This is a genomic window from Peteryoungia algae (assembly GCF_030369675.1).
GTDB classification, from domain to species: Bacteria; Pseudomonadota; Alphaproteobacteria; order Rhizobiales; family Rhizobiaceae; genus Allorhizobium; species Allorhizobium algae.
The window spans coordinates 108,863-126,685 of sequence record NZ_CP128477.1 but is presented as its reverse complement, the minus strand read 5'-3'; the positions used below and the strand labels follow the sequence as shown (position 1 = coordinate 126,685).

Here is a 17,823-nt window from a genome sequence, read left to right as displayed (position 1 = left end):
TCCGCGAGCCAATAAAAAAACCGCCGGATCTGCATCCGACGGTTGATTTGCTTTTGCAACGACTGATGGCTCAGACGAACTGGCTGAGGCCCGGAACGGAGGCGACCACCTCGTCGACCACGTCAGCACCGGCATATTCGCGGGCAACCGACATGGTTTCCTTGGCGAGGGTGGAGATCTCGCCCATGCCGAGCCCTTGAGACATCAGCTGCTGGCCGAGACCCATGACGCCGCCGCCGCCGATGGCGCTCATCAGGCCACCGAGCAGACCGCCGCCGCCGGAACCTTCGCCATTGTGCTTGGCAACCAGTTCAGCGGCGCCGGGGATCGCTTCGATCATCTTGGCGACCGGGCCGTCAGCGGCTTCGCGCTGCAGGAAACCGAGCATCATGCCCAGCGCCGTTTCGGCCTTGTCCGGGGAAATGCCGACGCTGTCGGCGATGCGGGTGACGATTTCGCTCATTCTCGAAGTCCTCCTGAGGCATTTTTTTGACGTTGACGTCAACGTAACGGAAGTCGTTTCCGAACTCAAGCGCCTGTCGGCTCGGGCCGGTGAAATTTGCCGGGACCGAAGGGGCGACCGCCTGACCATCCGGAAGCGGGTCCCCTGCATCATGGCGGGACATCCGACCGTTGTCGATGTCCGATACTGCACCTATAAGAGAAAACTGAAGTCCTGATGACGAATGGGAGACACGTCCGCATGCTGCAAGAAGGTTCGCTCTATCTCGGCACCAGCCGCAATCCGGACGACAGCCTGAACAAGGCCGAATATCTGGCTTTGAAATACGGCAACCGCCATGGGATCGTGACCGGGGCCACCGGCACCGGCAAGACTGTGACGCTGCAGGTGCTGGCGGAAAGCTTCTCCGAGGCCGGCGTGCCGGTCTTCGCCTCCGACATCAAGGGCGACCTCTCCGGCATTGCCGCCATGGGCGAACCGAAGGACTGGATCACCCAGCGCGCGGAGCAGATCGGTTTCACTGATTTTGCGCCAGCCGAATTCCCCGTCATCTTCTGGGATCTCTACGGCGAGAAAGGCCACCGGGTGCGCACCACCGTGGCCGAGATGGGGCCGCTGCTTCTGTCGCGCCTGATGAATGCCTCGGAGGCCCAGGAAGGCGCGCTCAACATCGCTTTCAAGATCGCCGACGAAGGCGGGCTGCCGCTGATGGATCTCAAGGATCTGCAGGCGCTTCTGACCTATATGGCCGAGCATGCGACGGAATTGTCCAGCCAGTTCGGCCTCATCTCCAAGGCATCGATCGCCACGCTGCAGCGGGGCTTGCTGATCCTCGAACAGCAGGGGGCGGAGAATTTCTTCGGTGAACCGGCGCTCAAGGTCACCGACATCATGCGCACGACGAATGACGGGCGCGGTGCGATTTCCATCCTGGCTGCCGACAAGCTGATGATGAATCCGCGACTTTACGCGACCTTCCTGCTCTGGCTGCTCTCGGAACTGTTCGAGGAACTGCCCGAAGTGGGCGATCTCGACAAGCCGAAGCTGGTCTTCTTCTTCGACGAGGCTCATCTTCTCTTCAATGATGCGCCGAAAGTGCTGCTCGAGCGGGTCGAGCAGGTTGTGCGCCTGATCCGCTCGAAGGGCGTCGGCGTCTACTTCGTTACGCAGAACCCACTCGACGTGCCCGAAACCGTGCTCGCCCAGCTTGGCAACCGGGTGCAGCATGCACTGCGTGCCTATACGCCGCGTGAGCAGAAGGCGGTGAAGACGGCGGCAGACACGTTCCGGCCCAATCCGGCCTTCGACTGTGCCGATGCGATCTCCCAGCTCGGCATCGGCGAGGCGCTTGTCTCCACACTCGAAGCCAAGGGCATTCCCTCCATGGTCGAGCGCACGCTGATCCGTCCGCCTTCCGGCAAGGTCGGGCCGATCGACGATGCAACACGTCAAAAGGTGATGAACCTCTCGCCGGTCGCCGGGCAGTACGACGTCGATCTCGATTCGGAATCGGCTTACGAGATCCTGATGGCGCGGGCGAAGAAGGCCGCCGATGCCGAGGCGGCGCGCCAGGCGGCGGAGGAGAAGGCAGCAGGCGGAGACAGCGCTGCCGGTCGCTGGACGCTTCCCGGTTTCGGCGACGAGCCGACGGAGACATCCTCCGGCCGCACGACGACCAAGCGCCGCTCCGGCTATCAGCGCGAGAGCGTCATCGAGGCTGCGATGAAGAGCGCGGCCCGCTCCGTCGCGTCATCCGTCGGGCGGGCGCTGGTGCGCGGGATTCTCGGCAGCCTGAAGCGGTAAGCTCTGAAGATAACACCCGTTTTTGCCTTTGCGTGGCCGCGCAAGCGCATGCAACCCTTGATTACATAATCGCAACAAATGCACGCAGTATTTACTTGCGTGTAACTTCATGTATCCTCCACTTCCGGTGGCGGTTGTCATTCAGACAAACGCAGATGGATGCGGGCTGACGCCAGCGTCTGGGGGACATGATGGCTCATTCTCGAGCGGTCACGCGACCGCGCGCACGCTTCACTTTTGCACTGATTCCGCTCTGTCTCGGCGGATGCAATGGTGCTGTGGATCTGGCTGACGGGATCGCGCCTGTCCTGCAGGGCCCGAGCGTCGAGGCGGCCAGCAGCAACCGCTCAACCGTGCTGGACGGGCTTCGCCGGGATGCCGGGTACGGAAATGTGGAGGCGGGATGGTATGACGTGACGCTCGCCGGCTTCAACTATGTCGACGATGCCTGCTCGGCCTATTTCGATCGTCTCTTCAAGTTGAACAGGCGCAAGGACGCAATCCGGTCGACGCTTTCGGTCGGCGGGCAGACGACAAATGCCATTCTCTTTGCAACCAAGGCCTCCCAGCTTTCCATGGCGGTGGTTGCGCAGGCCTTCGGGCTCGCCTCCAGCCTCACCGACATTGTCAGCGGCACCTATCTCTACCAACTGCCGCCAGCGACGACGAAGTCCTTCGTGGCCAAGCTGTCGCGTGCCTATCGCGAAGGGGCGGCACAGCAGAAGTCGGGGATCAACGGACCGGCGTCTGCCTATGGATATGTTCGCGGCTATCTCGACCTCTGCCTGCCGGCGACCATCGAGGCCTCGCTCGTGGAGCATGTCGGAGCGGCAACCGCCGTGCCGGTGAGCGCCCCGGGCGCCAGCAGTGTCGGCGTCAAGGTCGGAAGCGAGCGCGATCCCGAGGTCGCCGCAGCCCTTCAGGAGCCGGCAAGCGCCACGACACCCCTGCCGCCGCAGGGCCCGCGCCGCGACGTGCCCCGGTTCAGCGCGCTGATTTCCACCGAAAGACTGAAGCGCATCCAGGCGCTTGTCTGCGTGCCGAGCGACGGGCAGCCGGGACCTGCCACGGATCAGGCGATCCGGCAGTTTCTATTGGGCCGCAACGTCTTGCGGCCAGATACGGAGGCGACTGGCATCAACAGTGCCGAAGTCGAGATGCTGACCGAGGAGGCGGACCTCGCCGCCGGGAAAACCTGCGCGCAACGTGGCGTCAGGGATGCTTTCGACGCGGGAGAACAGTCTCGCTGATAGCGGGCCGGGGAATTGCGAGACCCTTCACCCCGGCCCTGAACCTGACCGCACCGACGATCGATCCGCAGCAGAAATGTCATCAGGAGGACATGCCATGGCCATCATGATTGCAGATCGGACACTCCGGGAGACGGCCGGCGGTGCACCGACCGAAACCGCGCTCAAACATGGCACGGTGGTCGAGGTGCTGGACGACAGCACATTGCCCTGGACGAAGATCAGGGTGAAGGAAACCGGCCAGGAGGGCTGGACCACTGACGGCGCCATCGACAAGGCGTCTGATTCTCTCGGTCCCCTCAGCCGCGAGGAGGTCGCCTGGGAATGCGTCGATCTGGCCGGCGTTTTCGACATCAACGCCTTCTATCTGATGGCCGTGGCCCAGCTTCGGAGCAATGTCACCGGCTGGGCGACCGATGACGGCTCACGTTTCGGCCCTATCGGATTTTCCAGACAGGAATGGTCGCTCAATGCGGTCCAGCCCGAATGGAAGATCGAATATTCGTCAGACCATATCACGCGCTGGCGCGCGCAGATGATGGTCTTCGCAGCGATGGCCTCGACCCGACAGCGGGCGCTGGCCGACACGCTCTCGCGGCAGCCCAGCATGGCGGAACTTCTGCTGGCCCAGGTTCTGGGAACAGAGGCCGCTGCACTTGCCATTGCGACACCGGCAACCGGTCTCGCAGATATCCTCGATGTGGCGCGGCGCAAGGCAGCCTCCGAAAAGATCGATGCCGCCAATCTGGATGGCCGCGACAAGCCGCTTCTGTCGCGCGATGGCAAGACTTCGCTGGGCCTGGTCGGAGACCACCTCGAGGCCGCGCTCGCGGCGAGCCGCGGACCGGTTCGCGAGGAGGTGGACAAGATGATCGCCAAGCTCGATGAGCACTTCGGCCCTGCCCTGCCCGCCACAGGCATCAACCTGAACTCCCCCCATGTCCCTGCCTCGCGCAGGGCGATCGCAAGCCTGATCGCGGAGGGATTCGCAGCGGCGGGTTTCGGCGCGATCCAGCAGATCGCGGCCATTGCCAATGCAATCGCCGAATCGGGCCTGAACCCCGCCGCGGAAAATCTGAACGGCGAACGCAGCTTCGGGCTCTTCCAGCTCAACCAGAATGGTGGGGTGGGCACCGGCTTTCCCGAAGCGGAACTGAAGGACCCGAAGCGCAACATTGCCATCATGCTGGCCGAGATCGGCAAGCCGCATCAGAAACCACACCGGCAACGTTTCATGGCAACAACCAGCCTGCTGGAGGCCGTGCAAACCTTCGTGTTTCATTTCGAAAAACCGGGGGACAAGGCGGGCGAGACCACGAAACGCTTCAAGATCGCGCAAACGCTGGTGCCCTGAGAGGACGCGCGAGATCTATCGTTTCCAGATGCCTCACCGCTCTGCCGACGCTTGCTTTTTTCCGCAGGCGACAAGAACTGAGTGACAAAAGCTCGCCGTTTCCGCCGCGTTTTTGTTCACCTCCGAGCAACTAAGCCTGATATATGATGTGTGTTGATACAATTCACGGGCAATGGCCCTGTGGGTTCATGGGGTCGAGTTTGGACAGCACTCTGGATCAAATCGTTCTGGTCAACAATGCAAAGCGCGCGCTTGAACGCGGTCGCTTCGAACTCACCTATCAACCTACCTATTCCGTCGATCAGCGCGAAGTGGACAGCGTCGAGACCTTGCTGCGTTGGCGTCTGGGGCCTGACCGGCTGGCGGCCGCGCAGGATTTCCGCTCCGTCTTCCACGATCCGATGCTGTCGCTGTCGATCCGCGACTTCGTGCTTTCGACCACGCTGCGCCAGGCGGCGCGCTGGAGGGCCGAGGGGCATGATTTCGGTCGGATCAGCGTCAATGCCACGGCCTTCGACCTGTGTGCGGGGGATTTTGCCCTGCGCCTGACCGACATGGTGCAGGACTTCGGCCTGACGCCGGACATGCTGGAGATCGAGGTTGCCGAGCCTGCCTTTTACGGCCCGCTTGCCAAGCCGGTCAGTCTGGCGCTCGAGGCGCTGCATTATTGCGGCTTTGCGCTTGCGATGGACAATTTCGGCGCCACCCATGCCGGGCTTTCGGCACTGCGCAATCACAGCTTCCAGCGCCTGAAGATCGACCATTCGCTGATGCGCAGCGCGCTCACCAGTCCCGTCGACAAGGCGATCGTGCGCCATGTCATCGCCCTCTGCCACGATCTCGGCATGATCGTGACGGCTGCCGGCGTGGAAAACGAGGACCAGATGGAAAGTGCCGTACAGCTCGGCTTCGACAGCGTGCAGGGCTTCTTCGTCTGTTTCCCGAAAGAGGCGGACCTCTTGCCGCGGGTCTGTCACGTCCTGAACCTGCAGGGTCGATCGGGCTGACGACGTCCCCGCCCTTTCGCCGCCCTGCGTGACATGAGAAGATCGGCGCCATGACCCTGCTGATCTATTCCCTTGCCGCACTTGCCGAAATTGCCGGATGTTTTGCCTTCTGGGCCTGGCTCAAGCTCGACCGCTCGCCCCTCTGGCTCGTGCCGGGGCTTGCCTCGCTCGCCCTCTTTGCCTGGCTTTTGACGCTGGTGCCATCGGATGCGGCGGGTCGGGCCTATGCTGCCTATGGCGGGGTCTATATCGCGGCGTCGTTGAGCTGGCTCTGGGTGATTGAAGGACAGCGGCCTGATCGATTCGATCTGACCGGCGCTGCGATCTGCCTCGCCGGGGCGGCGGTGATCCTGTTGCCAGCAAGGGGCTGAGCGGATTCCCCTAAAAACGCAGGATGCCGGCTTGCGGAATTTCCGTATATACATAAAATATGGCGATCGTCTGGGATGAACCGAAGCGGCAGCAGAATCTGGCGAAGCACCGGCTGGACTTCGCGGATCTCGACATGTCGTTCTTTCTGAACGCATAGATCCGGACGGCAAAGACCGGTCGGGCGATCGCAATCGGTGAGCTTCAGGGCCGGATCATCATCGCGGTCGTCTTTCTGCCGATAGGACATGAAGCGATCTCGATCATCTCCATGCGACCAGCCAGCCGGAAGGAAAGGAGCGAGCCATGAAGAACAAATTCTCCTCGGCCCGTCCGCTGACAGATGCGGAAGAGGCCGAGATCCAGGCAATGATTGCGTCGGATCCGGACAATCCGGAACTGACCGACGAGGAACTGAAAGAACTCCGCCCCTTCCGCGAGGTCTTTCCCGATCTTGCCGCCTCGATCGACCGCAAGCTGGGGCGCCCCAAGGCCGAGACGCCGAAAAAGGCGATCAGCATCCGGCTCGACCAGGAGGTCATCGACCGGTTCAAGGCGAGTGGCGACGGGTGGCAGTCACGGATGAACGAGGCTTTGCGGAAGGCCGTGGGGCTTTAGGCCCCGCCCCTTTCCACCTCATCTCACCAGCTGCGCCACCCCTCGATCAACACCAGCACCGCCACTGCCATCAGCAGCCAGCCGGCGGCGCGGCCAATCCAGATGGTGATCGCGGGCTTCGAGACCAGCGCCTCCCGGCCCCTCGCCGCAGCAAAGGCGAGCCCGCCATAGACCAGCGCCTGCAAGAGCAGGGTGAGCGCACCCATGACGAGCGCCTGGCGCCAGAAGGCGCCGTATTCGGGGCGCATGAATTGCGGATAGACGGCGAGAATGAAGAGCCAGGCTTTCGGATTGAGCAGGCAGGTGATGAGGCCCTGGGTGAAGATGCGCGCCGTTCGGTACAGCCTCGACGCCTCGATGCCGTCGATGACGATGGCGCTTTTCGCCAGCGTGTAGCCGATCCAGATCATGTAGGCGGAGCCCGCCACCAGCATGGGGCCGGCAAGCTGGGGCACGAACGTCGAGAGCGCCGCAACGGCGATCGTGCCGAAGAGCGTGTGGAAGGCGCCGCCGAGCATGATGCCCGACGTCGCGGCAATGCCTGCGCGACGACCACCCGTCAGTCCATTGGCGATGACGAAGATCATGTCCATGCCGGGGACGACGATGATGCCGGCGAGCAAGAGGGAGAAGAGCCAGAGGTTTTCGGCATAGGTCATGTCAGTAGGATCTCCTCAGTTGCGCAGACAGCCCGGTCGGAACCGCTTGTTTTCAATGTGTTGGGGATGCTTTAGACAAAGGCTACTGACAAAGCTGTGTCAGTTGAGTTGAGGTCTGACCCATGCGCAAGGCGTCCCGGCTGTTCGAGATCATCCAGACCTTGAGGCTTGCTGCCCACCCGATAACGGCGCAACAGATCGCAGAAAAGCTGGAGGTGACGCAGCGGTCGATCTACCGCGACATCGCGGCACTCCAGGCGATGCGCGTTCCGATCGAGGGTGAACGCGGCGTCGGTTACATTCTGAGGCCCGGTTTCCACCTGCCGCCGCTGATGTTTACCGCAGAAGAGACCGAGGCGATCGTGCTCGGCATGGCCTTGACCCGACGCACGGCGGACAAGGAACTGCGCGAAGCGTCAGTCCGGGTGCTCGACAAGATCGCGGCGGCGGTTCCCGGGCCGCTCAAGGAGGCGATCGTGTCGCGCTCGCTCTATGCCTGGGGACGGGTGGCCGAGGCGCCCGATGCGATTGATTTCTCGATGATCCGCCGTGCCATCCGCGATGAGGAAAAGCTGGAGATCGACTATACCAACGAACAGCGACAGGCGACGACGCGGCGCATCCGGCCGATCGCAGTGATCCATTATGCCGAGGCTGAAGTCATCGTCGGCTGGTGCGAGTTGCGCGGCGCGCTCCGCAATTTCCGTGCCGACCGGATCAGCGCCTGTCGGGCGACGGGGAACCACTTCCGCCGTGAAGGGGACCGGCTGCGCAAGCTCTGGGTCGCCGGGTGGGAGACGGGTGCGAAGAGCTGATTCGGCGGCGCTGCCCCCACAAAACAAGACGCCCGCCGCTTGCGGAGCGACGGGCATCAACTGATCGTGGACCGCAAGGAGAGGCGCGGCCTCAGGCCACCGCCATCCGTCGCGCTTCCCGAAACGATACCAGCCGGCCACAGGCCTCGTCCCAGAGAACGAGTTTCACGCAGGCGAAGCTTTCCTTCAGCGTGATGCGGCTGATGGTCTTCAGCTCCGGATGGTCGCGCAGGACTTCGGGCAGACGGTAGAAGGGGATCTTGCTCGACAGGTGATGCACATGGTGCACGCCGATATGGCCGGTCAGCCAGCGCAGGCCCCAGGGCAGGTCGTAATGCGAGGCGCCGTGAAGGGCCGCATGCTGGAACTGCCATTCCGGCGAGTTCGACCAGTGGGTGTCTTCAAACTGGTGCTGGACATAGAAGAGCCAGATGCCGAGTGCGCCGGCGAGCAGCACGATCGGCAGATGCACGACGAGGAAGGTATCGAGGCCAGCGATCCAGATCATCAGCGCGGCCATTGCGACCATGCCGGCATTGGTGGCCATGGTCGAAACCCAAGGCAGAGCGCCATCCTTCATCATGCCGAAAGGCAGACGCTGCTTGAGCAGGAAAACCCAGATCGGACCGATGCCGAAGAGGACGATCGGATTGCGGTAGAGGCGATAGCCGAGGCGGCCGAGCGGCGAGAGCGCGCGGTATTCGGCAACGGTCAGCGTGGTGATGTCACCGACGCCGCGTTCATCGAGATTGCCGGCGGTCGCATGGTGTTCGGCATGCGCGCGGCGCCAGTAGTCGTACGGCGTATAGGTCAGCACACCCAGCAGACGGCCGGTCCAGTCGTCGACCGAGCGGCGGGCGAAGAAGGCGCCGTGGCCGCAGTCATGCTGGATGATGAAAAGGCGCAGCAGGAATGCGGCGGCCGGAACGACCAGGACGAGACCCGGCCAGAAGGCAAACTGGAAGCTCGCCCAGGCACCGGCCCAGAGAGCCAGGAAAGGAACGAGGGTGACGGCGAGCTCGACGCTCGAACGCGTCAGGTTCGGCTTGCGATAGGCATTGACGATCTTCAGCCAGGCCTTGGCATCGGGCGTCTCGTCCTTGGGGGTCTGATCTTCGCGGTAATCGAATGCAGCGCTCACAGGCCGGCCTCCGAAAGGTTTGCATGATCGGGAAAGGCGGCGGAGGGGCTGGATGCGCCCAAAATCGGGGCGCGCGACACGGGGCATCCGAAGGAGAGGCCCGCAGCAATGGTCATGGTCGGCTGGCTTTCGTGGCTTAGAGATCGCCCGTCACTCCAGGAACGGGTGCGCTCTCCTAGCAGATCGCCGCCGGCTTGTCGCTATGGAACTCGGAAACGAAACCGACTGCGGCATTTCGCCGGGCCGCAACCCGGCCCAGAGCCCGTCACGATCCGCCCCGGCCCGGTCCGGCACGGGGCGCAGTTTTCCGTCACATCGCGATCGGTGTCGGCCGACCTTATTTTGCCGGCTTGAGCGTGGCGAGGATCTTGCCGACTTCAAGCAGGTTCTCCTCCTCGGTCTCGGTCGAGGCCCAGTAGGAGATGATGGCGATCCCCGTCTGCCGAGAGCGCGACGATGCCGACGCCGATCGAAACGGGACCGTCCTTGTCCATGCCTTTCCATTCGATGGTCTGGAAGGGCATGCCGTCCAGTTCATCCTCGGTTTCCTTCTGGGCGCCCGGATCCGCCGTCACCCCATTCTCCTCCAGGAAGGCGAAGACATCGGTCATGACCTGTTCCATGTCCTCATTGCCTGCGATGTCGAAGGAGATATAGGTGCCGGCGTCGGGCGAATTGCCCTCGATCCCGTCGTCGGTCACGGTCGGCTGCCAGTCATCCGGAATCTCCACTGTCGCGGCGGGTTGACCGGCCGGAAAGGTGAAGCTGCCGGCAAGCGGTGCCGTGGCGGAGATCAGGAGAATGGCCGTTGCGGCGAGAACCGTGTTCATCGGACATGCCCGTTGATGAGAGAGATCCGTTGCGCCGACAGTCTGCCCTGACGGCAAGGGTGACCGGATGATGCAACTCCCAGCAAGGTCGCTGAGAGAATCGTCGTACTGTTTTTGTGTGGACCCGCCCGTGGCTGATCCGCAGCCGGGTTTCAGGATTTTCGCGCAGGAGTGCGGATAAGGCGCCTTGCCGACGCTGACAGCGCCCTTTGCCAGAATCCCGATTTGTCGGGCACTTGGGGCTCCATACAGTCGCAATTGCCACAGCCCCGGCGCAAATGGCCATTTTTGCTTGTCAGCGAGGCTCGCACCCACTATATTGCCGCCATCGAAGATTGCGAGCGACTTTGTCTACGCGCCCCGGCGCACGCCAGATTTCCTTCAACGTCGATATACCAGCCGTCGAATGTCTCGGCGGCACGCCCAACGATTGAAAGGAAATCGTTATGAACACAGGTACCGTAAAGTGGTTCAACAGCACCAAGGGTTTTGGCTTCATTCAGCCGGATGAAGGCTCTGCCGACGTGTTTGTCCACATCTCTGCCGTTCAGCGCGCCGGCATGCGCGATCTCGTCGAAGGCCAGAAGATCGGCTACGACATCGTTCAGGACAAGCGTTCGGGCAAGAGCTCGGCCGACAACCTGCGCGCCGCTTAAAGATTTGTCGCTCGCCCCGCTGACCACGGACGTACCGCAGCGGGGCTGAGTGGCGACAAAAGGTCGGGTTTCGCCCGGCCTTTTTTATTGTTCGCCTGACGCAACTCCTGTATGCGATGGGCCAAACCCGATTTTTCGGGATCTTCGCCGGGGCGTGGCGCGTTAGCCTGCAGTATCCCCTTTTTCGCAACACCAGATCAATCGGGCTCGACGCCCGGAAAGGAAACGACCGTGCAAGTTCTCGTTCGTGACAACAATGTCGACCAGGCGCTCCGCGTGCTGAAGAAGAAGATGCAGCGCGAAGGCCTGTTTCGCGAAATGAAGGCTCGCAGCGCCTTCGAAAAGCCGTCGGAAAAGCGCGTGCGCGAAAAGGCTGAAGCCATTCGCCGCCAGCGCAAGCTGGCGCGCAAGAAGATGCAGCGCGAAGGCCTGCTTCCGGCTCCGAAGAAGGCTGCCGTTCGCGGCGCACGCTGATCCGACCCCCTCCGTGCGCCCTCGGGCGCGCGGATGTCCGACCAGGAGGAAGGCCACCGGCCTTTCCTCGGTCACCGGCTTCGGTGACCGGCCACGGTCATCGGACCATTTCCTCGGGCCAGGGCCGCCGGACCTCACCCCCATGCCGAGACAGGCAGCCAGGCTGCAGGAAGGACTCCGAGATGAACGCTACCAAAGATACGTTTTTCAAGCCTGAGAAGGTTTCGCCGCAGGACAAGGCCGCGACCACCGACAGCGTCGCGCGTTCATTGATCGCAGCGGAAGCCACTGCGCGCGAACGCAAGACCGAGGCGTTGAAGGCGCTGCGCATGCAGCGCGAAGCCGTCGAGGCCGAAAACGCGCCCGCACCGAAAAAGCGCGCGGTGAAAAAGGCCGTGAAGCGCGGCTGAGGCCAGCGCATGCGGACCCTTACAGCAGAATTCGACAAAGGCCGGAGGGCAATATGCCACTCCGGCCTTTGCGCGTCATTTCGTGGCTGACGTCAGGTTGAAGTAAGCGCCCTGCGGATCCTGACAGGCGGCGATCCATGAGCCGCCGGGAACCTGATGGGGACCCATCAGGATCTTGCCGCCAAGCGACTTGACCTTCTCGACCGCCGAATCGATCCCGGGCACGATGAAATAGTATCCCCAATAGGCCATGGGCATTTCGGGGCGCTTGGTCATCATGCCGCCAATGCCGCGATCACCGAGCTTGAAGGTCTGGTAGATGCCCATGGCATCCATGTCGACGGCCATGTCTTTTTCCCAGCCGAATCGGGCGGCGTAGAAGTCCCAGACCTTTTCCCAGTCGCCAGCCATGAGCTCGTTCCAGCCGACGGTGCCGGTGCTGCCGGGGGTGGGCCAGGTGCCGGTGCTCCTGTCTTCCATCATCGGGGTCATGATGCAGACGACGGCACCTTGCGGATCAGCAACGACGGCGAAGCGGCCGACGCCGGGGATATCTTCCGGGGGACGGCAGATCACGCCACCTTCCCTTTGATAGTCCGCAGCCGTTTTATCGACGTCATCGACGGCGATATAGCCGGTCCAGTTGGGCGGGATGCCCTGCCCTTTCATTTCCTCGGTCAACGCCATCATGCCGGCGACACCAGAGGGAAATCCGGGGAGGGCAAACGATGTGTATGTGAAGCCTTCCATTGGCATGTCGGTCGGCTCCCAGCCGAGCAGCGGACCATAGAAGGCTTTCGCCGCGGCGGGGTCAGGTGTCATCAGTTCGTGCCAGATGAATGTGCCATGCATGCGCAGTCCCTCTCTCCTTGTGGCCGGCCTTCAGCCGGCGCGTTTTGCCTGGCTGGTCATGAAGGTCTTGAAAGTCCCGTCCGGCTGACGCACGCTGCCGGAGAAGGTTCTGGTATCATCATCGATGAAGTGGATGACATCCCGATAAAGCTCGGTGCGCTCGGGGTCCTGCATGCTCGGGCCTTCCGCCTCGAGCACGAGCGTCTGGCCGTCATCCTCGATCCAGCCCTTGTAGACCCAGAACTTGTCCATCATCGACCCGACCCAGCTGCCGACATAGTGACCCAGCCGCGGGTCGTAGCCAAGGGTGATGATCATCGTGGCGCGACTGCCATCCGGCATGCCGCCCTCACCTTCGCCCACCATCCAGAGGCCGCCGACGGAGCGGAAGGTTTCAGTCCAGCACTTGGCTGGATCATCGGGATCGTAATCCGGGTGGCCGGTCGAGGTGACATAGAGCCAATCACCAACGAGGCGCTCGAGCAAACGGTGATGTTCGGTAGGCTTCGGGAATTCCATCATGCAGTCTCCCTCAATGGCAGGAGCCGGCCTTTTCTACCGGCTTTGCGGCATATTCGTCCTTGCGCTTCACGAAACTCAGCGTGCCGGTCTCGTTGCGACCGAGCGGTGCATGATCCAGGATCATCAAGGTCCCGAGAGCCTCTTCGCCTCCACGGGCATATTGCGAATAGGTATGGAAGATCTCGCCCTTCTCGTTCCTGTAAAAGGCCGAGAGGCCGGGCAGTTCATCATGCGCCTGCTCGCGCGGCGTGTCGCGAAAATTGTACCTGACCGTGTCCGAGGCGAGCTGCTCGGGCGTGAAGGAGACGTGGAAATCGTAGTTGAACTGACTGCCGAAGGAGGACACCCAGGGAAAGATCCAGTTCATCCGGCGCTTGTAGGCCTCGATCTTGTCGAGCGGGGCGCGCGAGACACAGACGAAGGTGACGTCGTGGTTGTTCAGGTGCGGCAGCATGCCATCGATATGGTCGCCGAAGAAGGAGCAACCGGGGCAGCCGGCCTCCCAGTCGGGGCCGAACATGAAGTGATAGATCATCAACTGGCTGCGCCCCTCGAAGAGATCGGCGAGCAGCACCTCCCCCTTCGGCGTCTGGAAGCGGTAGTCCTCGTCGATACGCACCCAGGGCAAGGCGCGGCGCTCCGCGTTGACGCGATCGCGATGGCGGGTGAGTTCCTTCTCCTTCGCGAGCAGGGCCTTGCGGGCTTCGAGCCATTCCTCCCGCGAAACAACCTGACAGTCCATCTTGCCGTCCTCCTCTTGACATATAGGTTGATATCAACATATTTATTCCATGTCAAACGGGCCACTGATTCCCTATTCCACCACCATTCACATCAAAGACACCTGCCTTTGCCTGCATGCCCAGCGCGCAGCCCGAGCGCTTGGACGCCGCTTCGATCTGGCGCTGAAGCCTGTCGGACTGACAAACCAACAGTTCTCGTTGATGATGGCGCTGAACCGGCCGGAACCGCCGCCGATGGGCCCTGTTGCCAGACTTCTGGCCATGGACCGGACCACGCTGACGGCCGCCCTGAAGCCGCTATCGGCGCGCGGCTGGGTGTCCATCGAGCCTGACCCGAAGGACCGGCGCGGCAAGCGGTTGCGGCTGACGCCCGAGGGTAGTCTGGCGCTTTCAGACGCCGTCCCGATCTGGAAAGACGTGCATGCCGCCATCGAAGCGACGATGACGAGCGACGCGCATGTGCTGCGCCAGGGGCTGACGGAGGTGAGCGGCTGATCCAGCTCCACCACACCCGGCGGCTGGCCATCATCCGGTCGCGCCCGCGGGCTTTTTTCCACCGCACGGAAGAGGCAACGAAGGAACGCCATGACGAATATCACGCTGACGACGTATGACTGGGTGCCGGAATTGCCGCGCGGCTATGTGCGCGACCTCAGGATACGCTGGGCACTGGAAGAAGCCGGCCTGCCCTATCAGGTGGCCAGCACATCCTTTCGCCAGCGCGAGGCGGACCATCTCGCGCACCAGCCCTTCGCGCAGGTTCCCTGGTTGACCGATGGCGAACTCTCCATCTTCGAAACCGGCGCGATCCTGCTGCATCTGGGCAGCCGGAGCGAGCTGTTGATGCCGGGCGACCCGGCTGGACGGGCCAAAGTGACGGAATGGCTGTTCGCAGCCCTCAATTCCGTCGAGGCGGCCAGCCTGCCCTGGTCGATCCTGACCTTCTCCAAGCCGGAAGGCGGCATTCCGCAAGCCCTGGTCGGCTTTCTGTCCGCGCGGATCTCGCGCATGGAGGCGGTGCTGTCGAGCGGCGACTGGCTTGCCGGTTCGTTTTCCGTCGCCGATATCGCCATGGCGGATGTGCTGCGGCTCGTCGGGCGGCTCGGCGGCCTTTTAGATTATCCCGCCTGCCAGGCCTATGTTGCCCGGGCCACAGCAAGACCCGCCTTCATCCAGGCCCATGCCGATCAGATGGCGCATTTTGCTGCGGCAGATACGCGCTGACGGCCGAGCAAGGCTCAGAAATCATGGAGACTTCCGCATCCTCCTCTGGCCACCTCCCCCGTGTCCAGCAAGCCGTACCTCCGCAACGCGGCTGACGCAAAAAAAGGCCGGCACAAGGCCGGCCTTCGGGCGGTGGATCTTAAAGGGGCCAGGCGATCAGGCGACCGTGACCGGCACTTCGGTCGAGGTACGCATGGCGTGGCTGTAGGGGCAGACGATATGGGCTGCGGCTGCGAGGCGCTCGACCAGTTCGCGGTCAAGGCCGGGCACTTCGACGGTGAGCTTGACCTCGATGCCGAAACCGCCGCCGTCTTCACGCGGGCCGATGCCGACTGCGGCATGCACCTTGGCATCTTCCGGAATCTTCACCTTTTCCTTCGAGGCGACGAACTTGAGCGCGCCGAGGAAGCAGGCGGAATAACCGACGGCGAACAGCTGTTCGGGATTGGTGCCGGTCGCGCCGTCGCCACCCATTTCCTTCGGGGTCGTCAATGTCACATCAAGTACGCCGTTGTCGCTTACGCCGTGGCCGGAGCGGCCGCCGGTGGCATGGGCGTGCGCGGTATAGAGGATTGCCATGGGTGTTCTCCTTGTTTGACGGTTGGTAATGTTTATATAGAGCACAATTGAATTGTGCGCAATTGTTTTTTGCGCATTGAAATGTGCGCCAGTTTTGGCCACTGTGGAAACAATAGATGCCGAAGGGGGTTCATCAAGGGCCATGACCGACGAAACACTCGAAAAGGAACTAAGGCTGGACAAGCAGCTGTGCTTTGCGCTCTACGGCGCCGCACACGCCTTCACGCGCGCCTATAAGCCGCTGCTCACGCCGCTCGGCCTCACCTATCCGCAATATGTGGTGATGATGGCGCTGTGGGAGGAGGACGACCTTTCGGTAAAGGCGCTCGGCGAAAAGGTGGGGCTCGATTCCGGCACGCTTTCGCCGCTCCTGAAGCGGCTCGAACAGATCCAGTATGTCTCCCGTCGCCGCGATGCCGCTGACGAACGCGTGGTCTTCATCACCCTGACGGAGGAAGGCCGGGCGCTGAAACGCCGGGCGCTGGAGGTCTTCTCGACGATCGGCAACCAGACCGGCTGCGACATTGCCGAGATCGAAAGCCTGCGCGACAGCCTGAACCGGCTGAAGGACCAGCTGGAGACCGTGCACGAGCGGTGAGGTCGGGATCATCCCCGGCCACAGAGGCTGAGCGGAAAGCGGAAATTCCGCCCCGTCATCGGACACGGAAGGGAGCCAGGCCTGTCATCGCTGCGCCTCGCTCCTGCCTTGTTCGCCTTCAATCTGAAAGGCGCGACAGGGAGAACCGCATGACAAGCATCCGACCTATCACGCCATTTCGCATGACCGCCCTTCTGTTGGGCATTGTCCTGCCGGCACTGCTGCATGCGCCCGGGCCGGCGTCGGCGCAGGTCAAGGACGCCGATCCGGTGACAGCAGCCGCAGAGCGCGTCGAGACGACGCTCGGCATGCGCGTCGGCTTTGCGGTCATCGATACCGGCACCGGCGCAATGCACGGCTACCGGGCGGGTGAACGCTTCACCATGGCCAGCACCTTCAAGGCGCTCGCCTGCGCCGCTGCCCTCTCTTCCGGCGACCCCGTGCTCGAAAAGAAACACAAGATCCGCCAGGCAGATCTGCGCCCGCATTCCCCCGTCACGGAAAAGCGGGTCGGCACGAGCCTTTCCACCCGTGCACTCTGCGAGATCACCCTGCGCACCAGCGACAATGCGGCTGCCAATACCGTCCTGAAAGCGATCGGCGGACCGCCTGCGCTGACGGATTTTCTGCGGCGCACCGGCGACGACACGACACGGCTCGACCGATACGAACCGGAACTCAACCAGGCAACCCCCGGTGATCCGCGCGACACGACCACGCCCCAGGCCATGGCCAGCACCCTGCGCCGGCTGCTGCTGGACGGTGCGCTCGAGCCTGAGGCCGCGGACCAGCTGGAATCCTGGATGGCGGCGAATGCCGTGGCGGGCGGCTTGCTGCGCGCCGAGCTGCCGAAGGGCTGGAGGATCGCCGACCGCAGCGGTGCCGGTGGTCACGGCACGCGCGGCGTCATCGCCCTTCTGCGACCGCCGGAGGGTGCGCCACTGGTCGTCGCCATCTACATGGACGGGCGAAAGCACCCACTGAAGACAAGGGATGCCGCCATTGCCGAGATTGGTGCTGCGATCTTTGCGGAATACGGTCAATGACCGGCCATGCGACGACGACGGGCCACGCGATTTTCCGTCTCGGCCTCGCCCTTGCCTGTCTGACGGCGGGTGTCGTTTCGATGACGATGTTGAACGCCCAGGCATGGGCGCAGGAGGCCGGCACGACGGTGGAGGGGCGGTCGGACTGGCAACGGACGAAATGCGAGGTCTATGCCAGGGCCCTCGACGACATCCTCGACCACGTCGGGCATGACGGCGTCTCCGACCGTTTCCTGGCCCGGAACCGGGAATTTATCGCCAGCGGCTGCCTCGCCGATGTCGATGCCTGTCCGGAGACCGATACCGATATCGAGGTCGCCAACGGGCTGACCATTGCCACCATGAATGCCGGGGCTGCGAGTTCTTTCAGCCCGTTTCGCTGTCGGGGGTGAGGCCAAAGGCAGGAGGTC

23 protein-coding genes and 1 pseudogene are annotated in these 17,823 nt (G+C 62.9%); 16 read left to right on the top strand and 8 right to left on the bottom strand.

The genetic code is table 11. From position 1 onward, the window contains the following. Positions 1-70: 70 nt before the first annotated feature. Positions 71-463 (bottom strand): hypothetical protein, encoded by a 393-nt coding sequence (locus QTL56_RS00675; protein WP_229576684.1) that lies wholly within the window; start codon positions 461-463, stop codon positions 71-73. Positions 464-703: 240 nt separating this feature from the next. Here QTL56_RS00675 and QTL56_RS00670 point away from each other — a divergent pair, with 240 nt between their 5' ends. From QTL56_RS00670 to QTL56_RS00640, 7 genes and pseudogenes are all read left to right on the top strand, one after another. Further along, positions 704-2,266: a helicase HerA-like C-terminal domain-containing protein gene (locus tag QTL56_RS00670; RefSeq protein ID WP_245137723.1), complete on the top strand. Its 1,563-nt coding sequence runs from the start codon at positions 704-706 to the stop codon at positions 2,264-2,266. Between the two features lie 191 nt (positions 2,267-2,457). Further along, complete coding sequence (locus tag QTL56_RS00665; protein WP_245137724.1) at positions 2,458-3,516, top strand: hypothetical protein; 1,059 nt, start codon at positions 2,458-2,460, stop codon at positions 3,514-3,516. 97 nt (positions 3,517-3,613) lie between these two features. Further along, on the top strand, positions 3,614-4,870 hold the full coding sequence (locus QTL56_RS00660; RefSeq protein ID WP_245137726.1) for a phage tail tip lysozyme: 1,257 nt from the start codon (positions 3,614-3,616) through the stop codon (positions 4,868-4,870). A 200-nt stretch (positions 4,871-5,070) separates the two neighbouring features. Further along, positions 5,071-5,877, top strand: coding sequence for an EAL domain-containing protein (locus tag QTL56_RS00655; RefSeq protein WP_229576688.1), 807 nt, complete (start codon positions 5,071-5,073; stop codon positions 5,875-5,877). A gap of 50 nt (positions 5,878-5,927) precedes the next feature. Continuing rightward, the gene (locus QTL56_RS00650; RefSeq protein WP_245137728.1) at positions 5,928-6,248 is read left to right on the top strand and encodes a YnfA family protein; all 321 of its coding nucleotides are present in this window, start codon (positions 5,928-5,930) and stop codon (positions 6,246-6,248) included. A gap of 59 nt (positions 6,249-6,307) precedes the next feature. Next, positions 6,308-6,556, top strand: a pseudogene (locus QTL56_RS00645) (BrnT family toxin). Next, positions 6,553-6,864, top strand: a complete 312-nt coding sequence (locus QTL56_RS00640) for a BrnA antitoxin family protein (RefSeq protein WP_245137729.1) — start codon at positions 6,553-6,555, stop codon at positions 6,862-6,864. Before QTL56_RS00645 ends, QTL56_RS00640 begins: the two are co-directional and overlap by 4 nt. 23 nt (positions 6,865-6,887) lie before the next feature. Here the strand turns inward: QTL56_RS00640 and QTL56_RS00635 are convergent, their stop codons facing one another. Continuing rightward, positions 6,888-7,523, bottom strand: coding sequence for a LysE family translocator (locus tag QTL56_RS00635; RefSeq protein WP_245137732.1), 636 nt, complete (start codon positions 7,521-7,523; stop codon positions 6,888-6,890). A gap of 122 nt (positions 7,524-7,645) precedes the next feature. On the opposite strand from QTL56_RS00635, the gene QTL56_RS00630 reads away from it, so the two are divergent. After that, a complete protein-coding gene (locus QTL56_RS00630; protein WP_245137734.1) occupies positions 7,646-8,338 on the top strand; it encodes a helix-turn-helix transcriptional regulator in 693 nt (230 codons plus the stop codon). Between the two features lie 91 nt (positions 8,339-8,429). Here the strand turns inward: QTL56_RS00630 and QTL56_RS00625 are convergent, their stop codons facing one another. Both QTL56_RS00625 and QTL56_RS00620 read right to left on the bottom strand, forming a co-directional pair. Beyond that, positions 8,430-9,479, bottom strand: a complete 1,050-nt coding sequence (locus tag QTL56_RS00625) for a fatty acid desaturase (RefSeq protein ID WP_229576693.1) — start codon at positions 9,477-9,479, stop codon at positions 8,430-8,432. A 377-nt stretch (positions 9,480-9,856) separates the two neighbouring features. Next, the gene (locus tag QTL56_RS00620) at positions 9,857-10,309 is read right to left on the bottom strand and encodes a histidine kinase (RefSeq protein ID WP_245137736.1); all 453 of its coding nucleotides are present in this window, start codon (positions 10,307-10,309) and stop codon (positions 9,857-9,859) included. Positions 10,310-10,755: 446 nt separating this feature from the next. On the opposite strand from QTL56_RS00620, the gene QTL56_RS00615 reads away from it, so the two are divergent. The 3 genes from QTL56_RS00615 (at position 10,756) to QTL56_RS00605 (ending at position 11,849) form a co-directional block, all read left to right on the top strand. Beyond that, positions 10,756-10,965 (top strand): cold-shock protein, encoded by a 210-nt coding sequence (locus QTL56_RS00615; protein WP_006727165.1) that lies wholly within the window; start codon positions 10,756-10,758, stop codon positions 10,963-10,965. Positions 10,966-11,196: 231 nt separating this feature from the next. Continuing rightward, the gene (rpsU, locus tag QTL56_RS00610) at positions 11,197-11,439 is read left to right on the top strand and encodes a 30S ribosomal protein S21 (RefSeq protein ID WP_102021643.1); all 243 of its coding nucleotides are present in this window, start codon (positions 11,197-11,199) and stop codon (positions 11,437-11,439) included. Between the two features lie 182 nt (positions 11,440-11,621). After that, entirely contained in the window at positions 11,622-11,849 is a 228-nt protein-coding gene (locus QTL56_RS00605; RefSeq protein WP_229576695.1) for a hypothetical protein, read from the top strand. Between the two features lie 75 nt (positions 11,850-11,924). On the opposite strand, the gene QTL56_RS00600 is transcribed toward QTL56_RS00605, so the two are convergent. Genes QTL56_RS00600 through QTL56_RS00590 form a run of 3 tightly spaced genes read right to left on the bottom strand, consistent with a single transcriptional unit; the run spans position 11,925 to position 13,965 of the window. Continuing rightward, positions 11,925-12,701 carry a VOC family protein gene (locus QTL56_RS00600; RefSeq protein ID WP_245137737.1) on the bottom strand — a complete coding sequence of 259 codons (777 nt, stop codon included), beginning with the start codon at positions 12,699-12,701 and terminating at the stop codon, positions 11,925-11,927. Between the two features lie 30 nt (positions 12,702-12,731). Further along, positions 12,732-13,220: a DUF1579 domain-containing protein gene (locus QTL56_RS00595; protein WP_245137793.1), complete on the bottom strand. Its 489-nt coding sequence runs from the start codon at positions 13,218-13,220 to the stop codon at positions 12,732-12,734. A 13-nt stretch (positions 13,221-13,233) separates the two neighbouring features. Further along, a complete protein-coding gene (locus tag QTL56_RS00590) occupies positions 13,234-13,965 on the bottom strand; it encodes a DUF899 domain-containing protein (protein ID WP_245137739.1) in 732 nt (243 codons plus the stop codon). A 49-nt stretch (positions 13,966-14,014) separates the two neighbouring features. On the opposite strand from QTL56_RS00590, the gene QTL56_RS00585 reads away from it, so the two are divergent. Continuing rightward, the gene (locus QTL56_RS00585; protein WP_229576698.1) at positions 14,015-14,461 is read left to right on the top strand and encodes a MarR family winged helix-turn-helix transcriptional regulator; all 447 of its coding nucleotides are present in this window, start codon (positions 14,015-14,017) and stop codon (positions 14,459-14,461) included. 90 nt (positions 14,462-14,551) lie between these two features. Then, positions 14,552-15,190, top strand: a complete 639-nt coding sequence (locus QTL56_RS00580) for a glutathione S-transferase family protein (protein ID WP_245137741.1) — start codon at positions 14,552-14,554, stop codon at positions 15,188-15,190. A 156-nt stretch (positions 15,191-15,346) separates the two neighbouring features. On the opposite strand, the gene QTL56_RS00575 is transcribed toward QTL56_RS00580, so the two are convergent. Further along, positions 15,347-15,769 carry an organic hydroperoxide resistance protein gene (locus tag QTL56_RS00575; protein ID WP_229576700.1) on the bottom strand — a complete coding sequence of 141 codons (423 nt, stop codon included), beginning with the start codon at positions 15,767-15,769 and terminating at the stop codon, positions 15,347-15,349. Positions 15,770-15,911: 142 nt separating this feature from the next. On the opposite strand from QTL56_RS00575, the gene QTL56_RS00570 reads away from it, so the two are divergent. The 3 genes from QTL56_RS00570 (at position 15,912) to QTL56_RS00560 (ending at position 17,805) form a co-directional block, all read left to right on the top strand. Further along, positions 15,912-16,367, top strand: coding sequence for a MarR family winged helix-turn-helix transcriptional regulator (locus QTL56_RS00570; RefSeq protein ID WP_229576701.1), 456 nt, complete (start codon positions 15,912-15,914; stop codon positions 16,365-16,367). 182 nt (positions 16,368-16,549) lie between these two features. Then, complete coding sequence (bla, locus tag QTL56_RS00565) at positions 16,550-17,413, top strand: class A beta-lactamase (protein ID WP_370660377.1); 864 nt, start codon at positions 16,550-16,552, stop codon at positions 17,411-17,413. After that, positions 17,410-17,805 carry a hypothetical protein gene (locus tag QTL56_RS00560; RefSeq protein ID WP_245137745.1) on the top strand — a complete coding sequence of 132 codons (396 nt, stop codon included), beginning with the start codon at positions 17,410-17,412 and terminating at the stop codon, positions 17,803-17,805. The genes bla and QTL56_RS00560 overlap by 4 nt, the downstream gene beginning before the upstream one ends. The last annotated feature ends 18 nt before the right edge of the window (positions 17,806-17,823 follow it).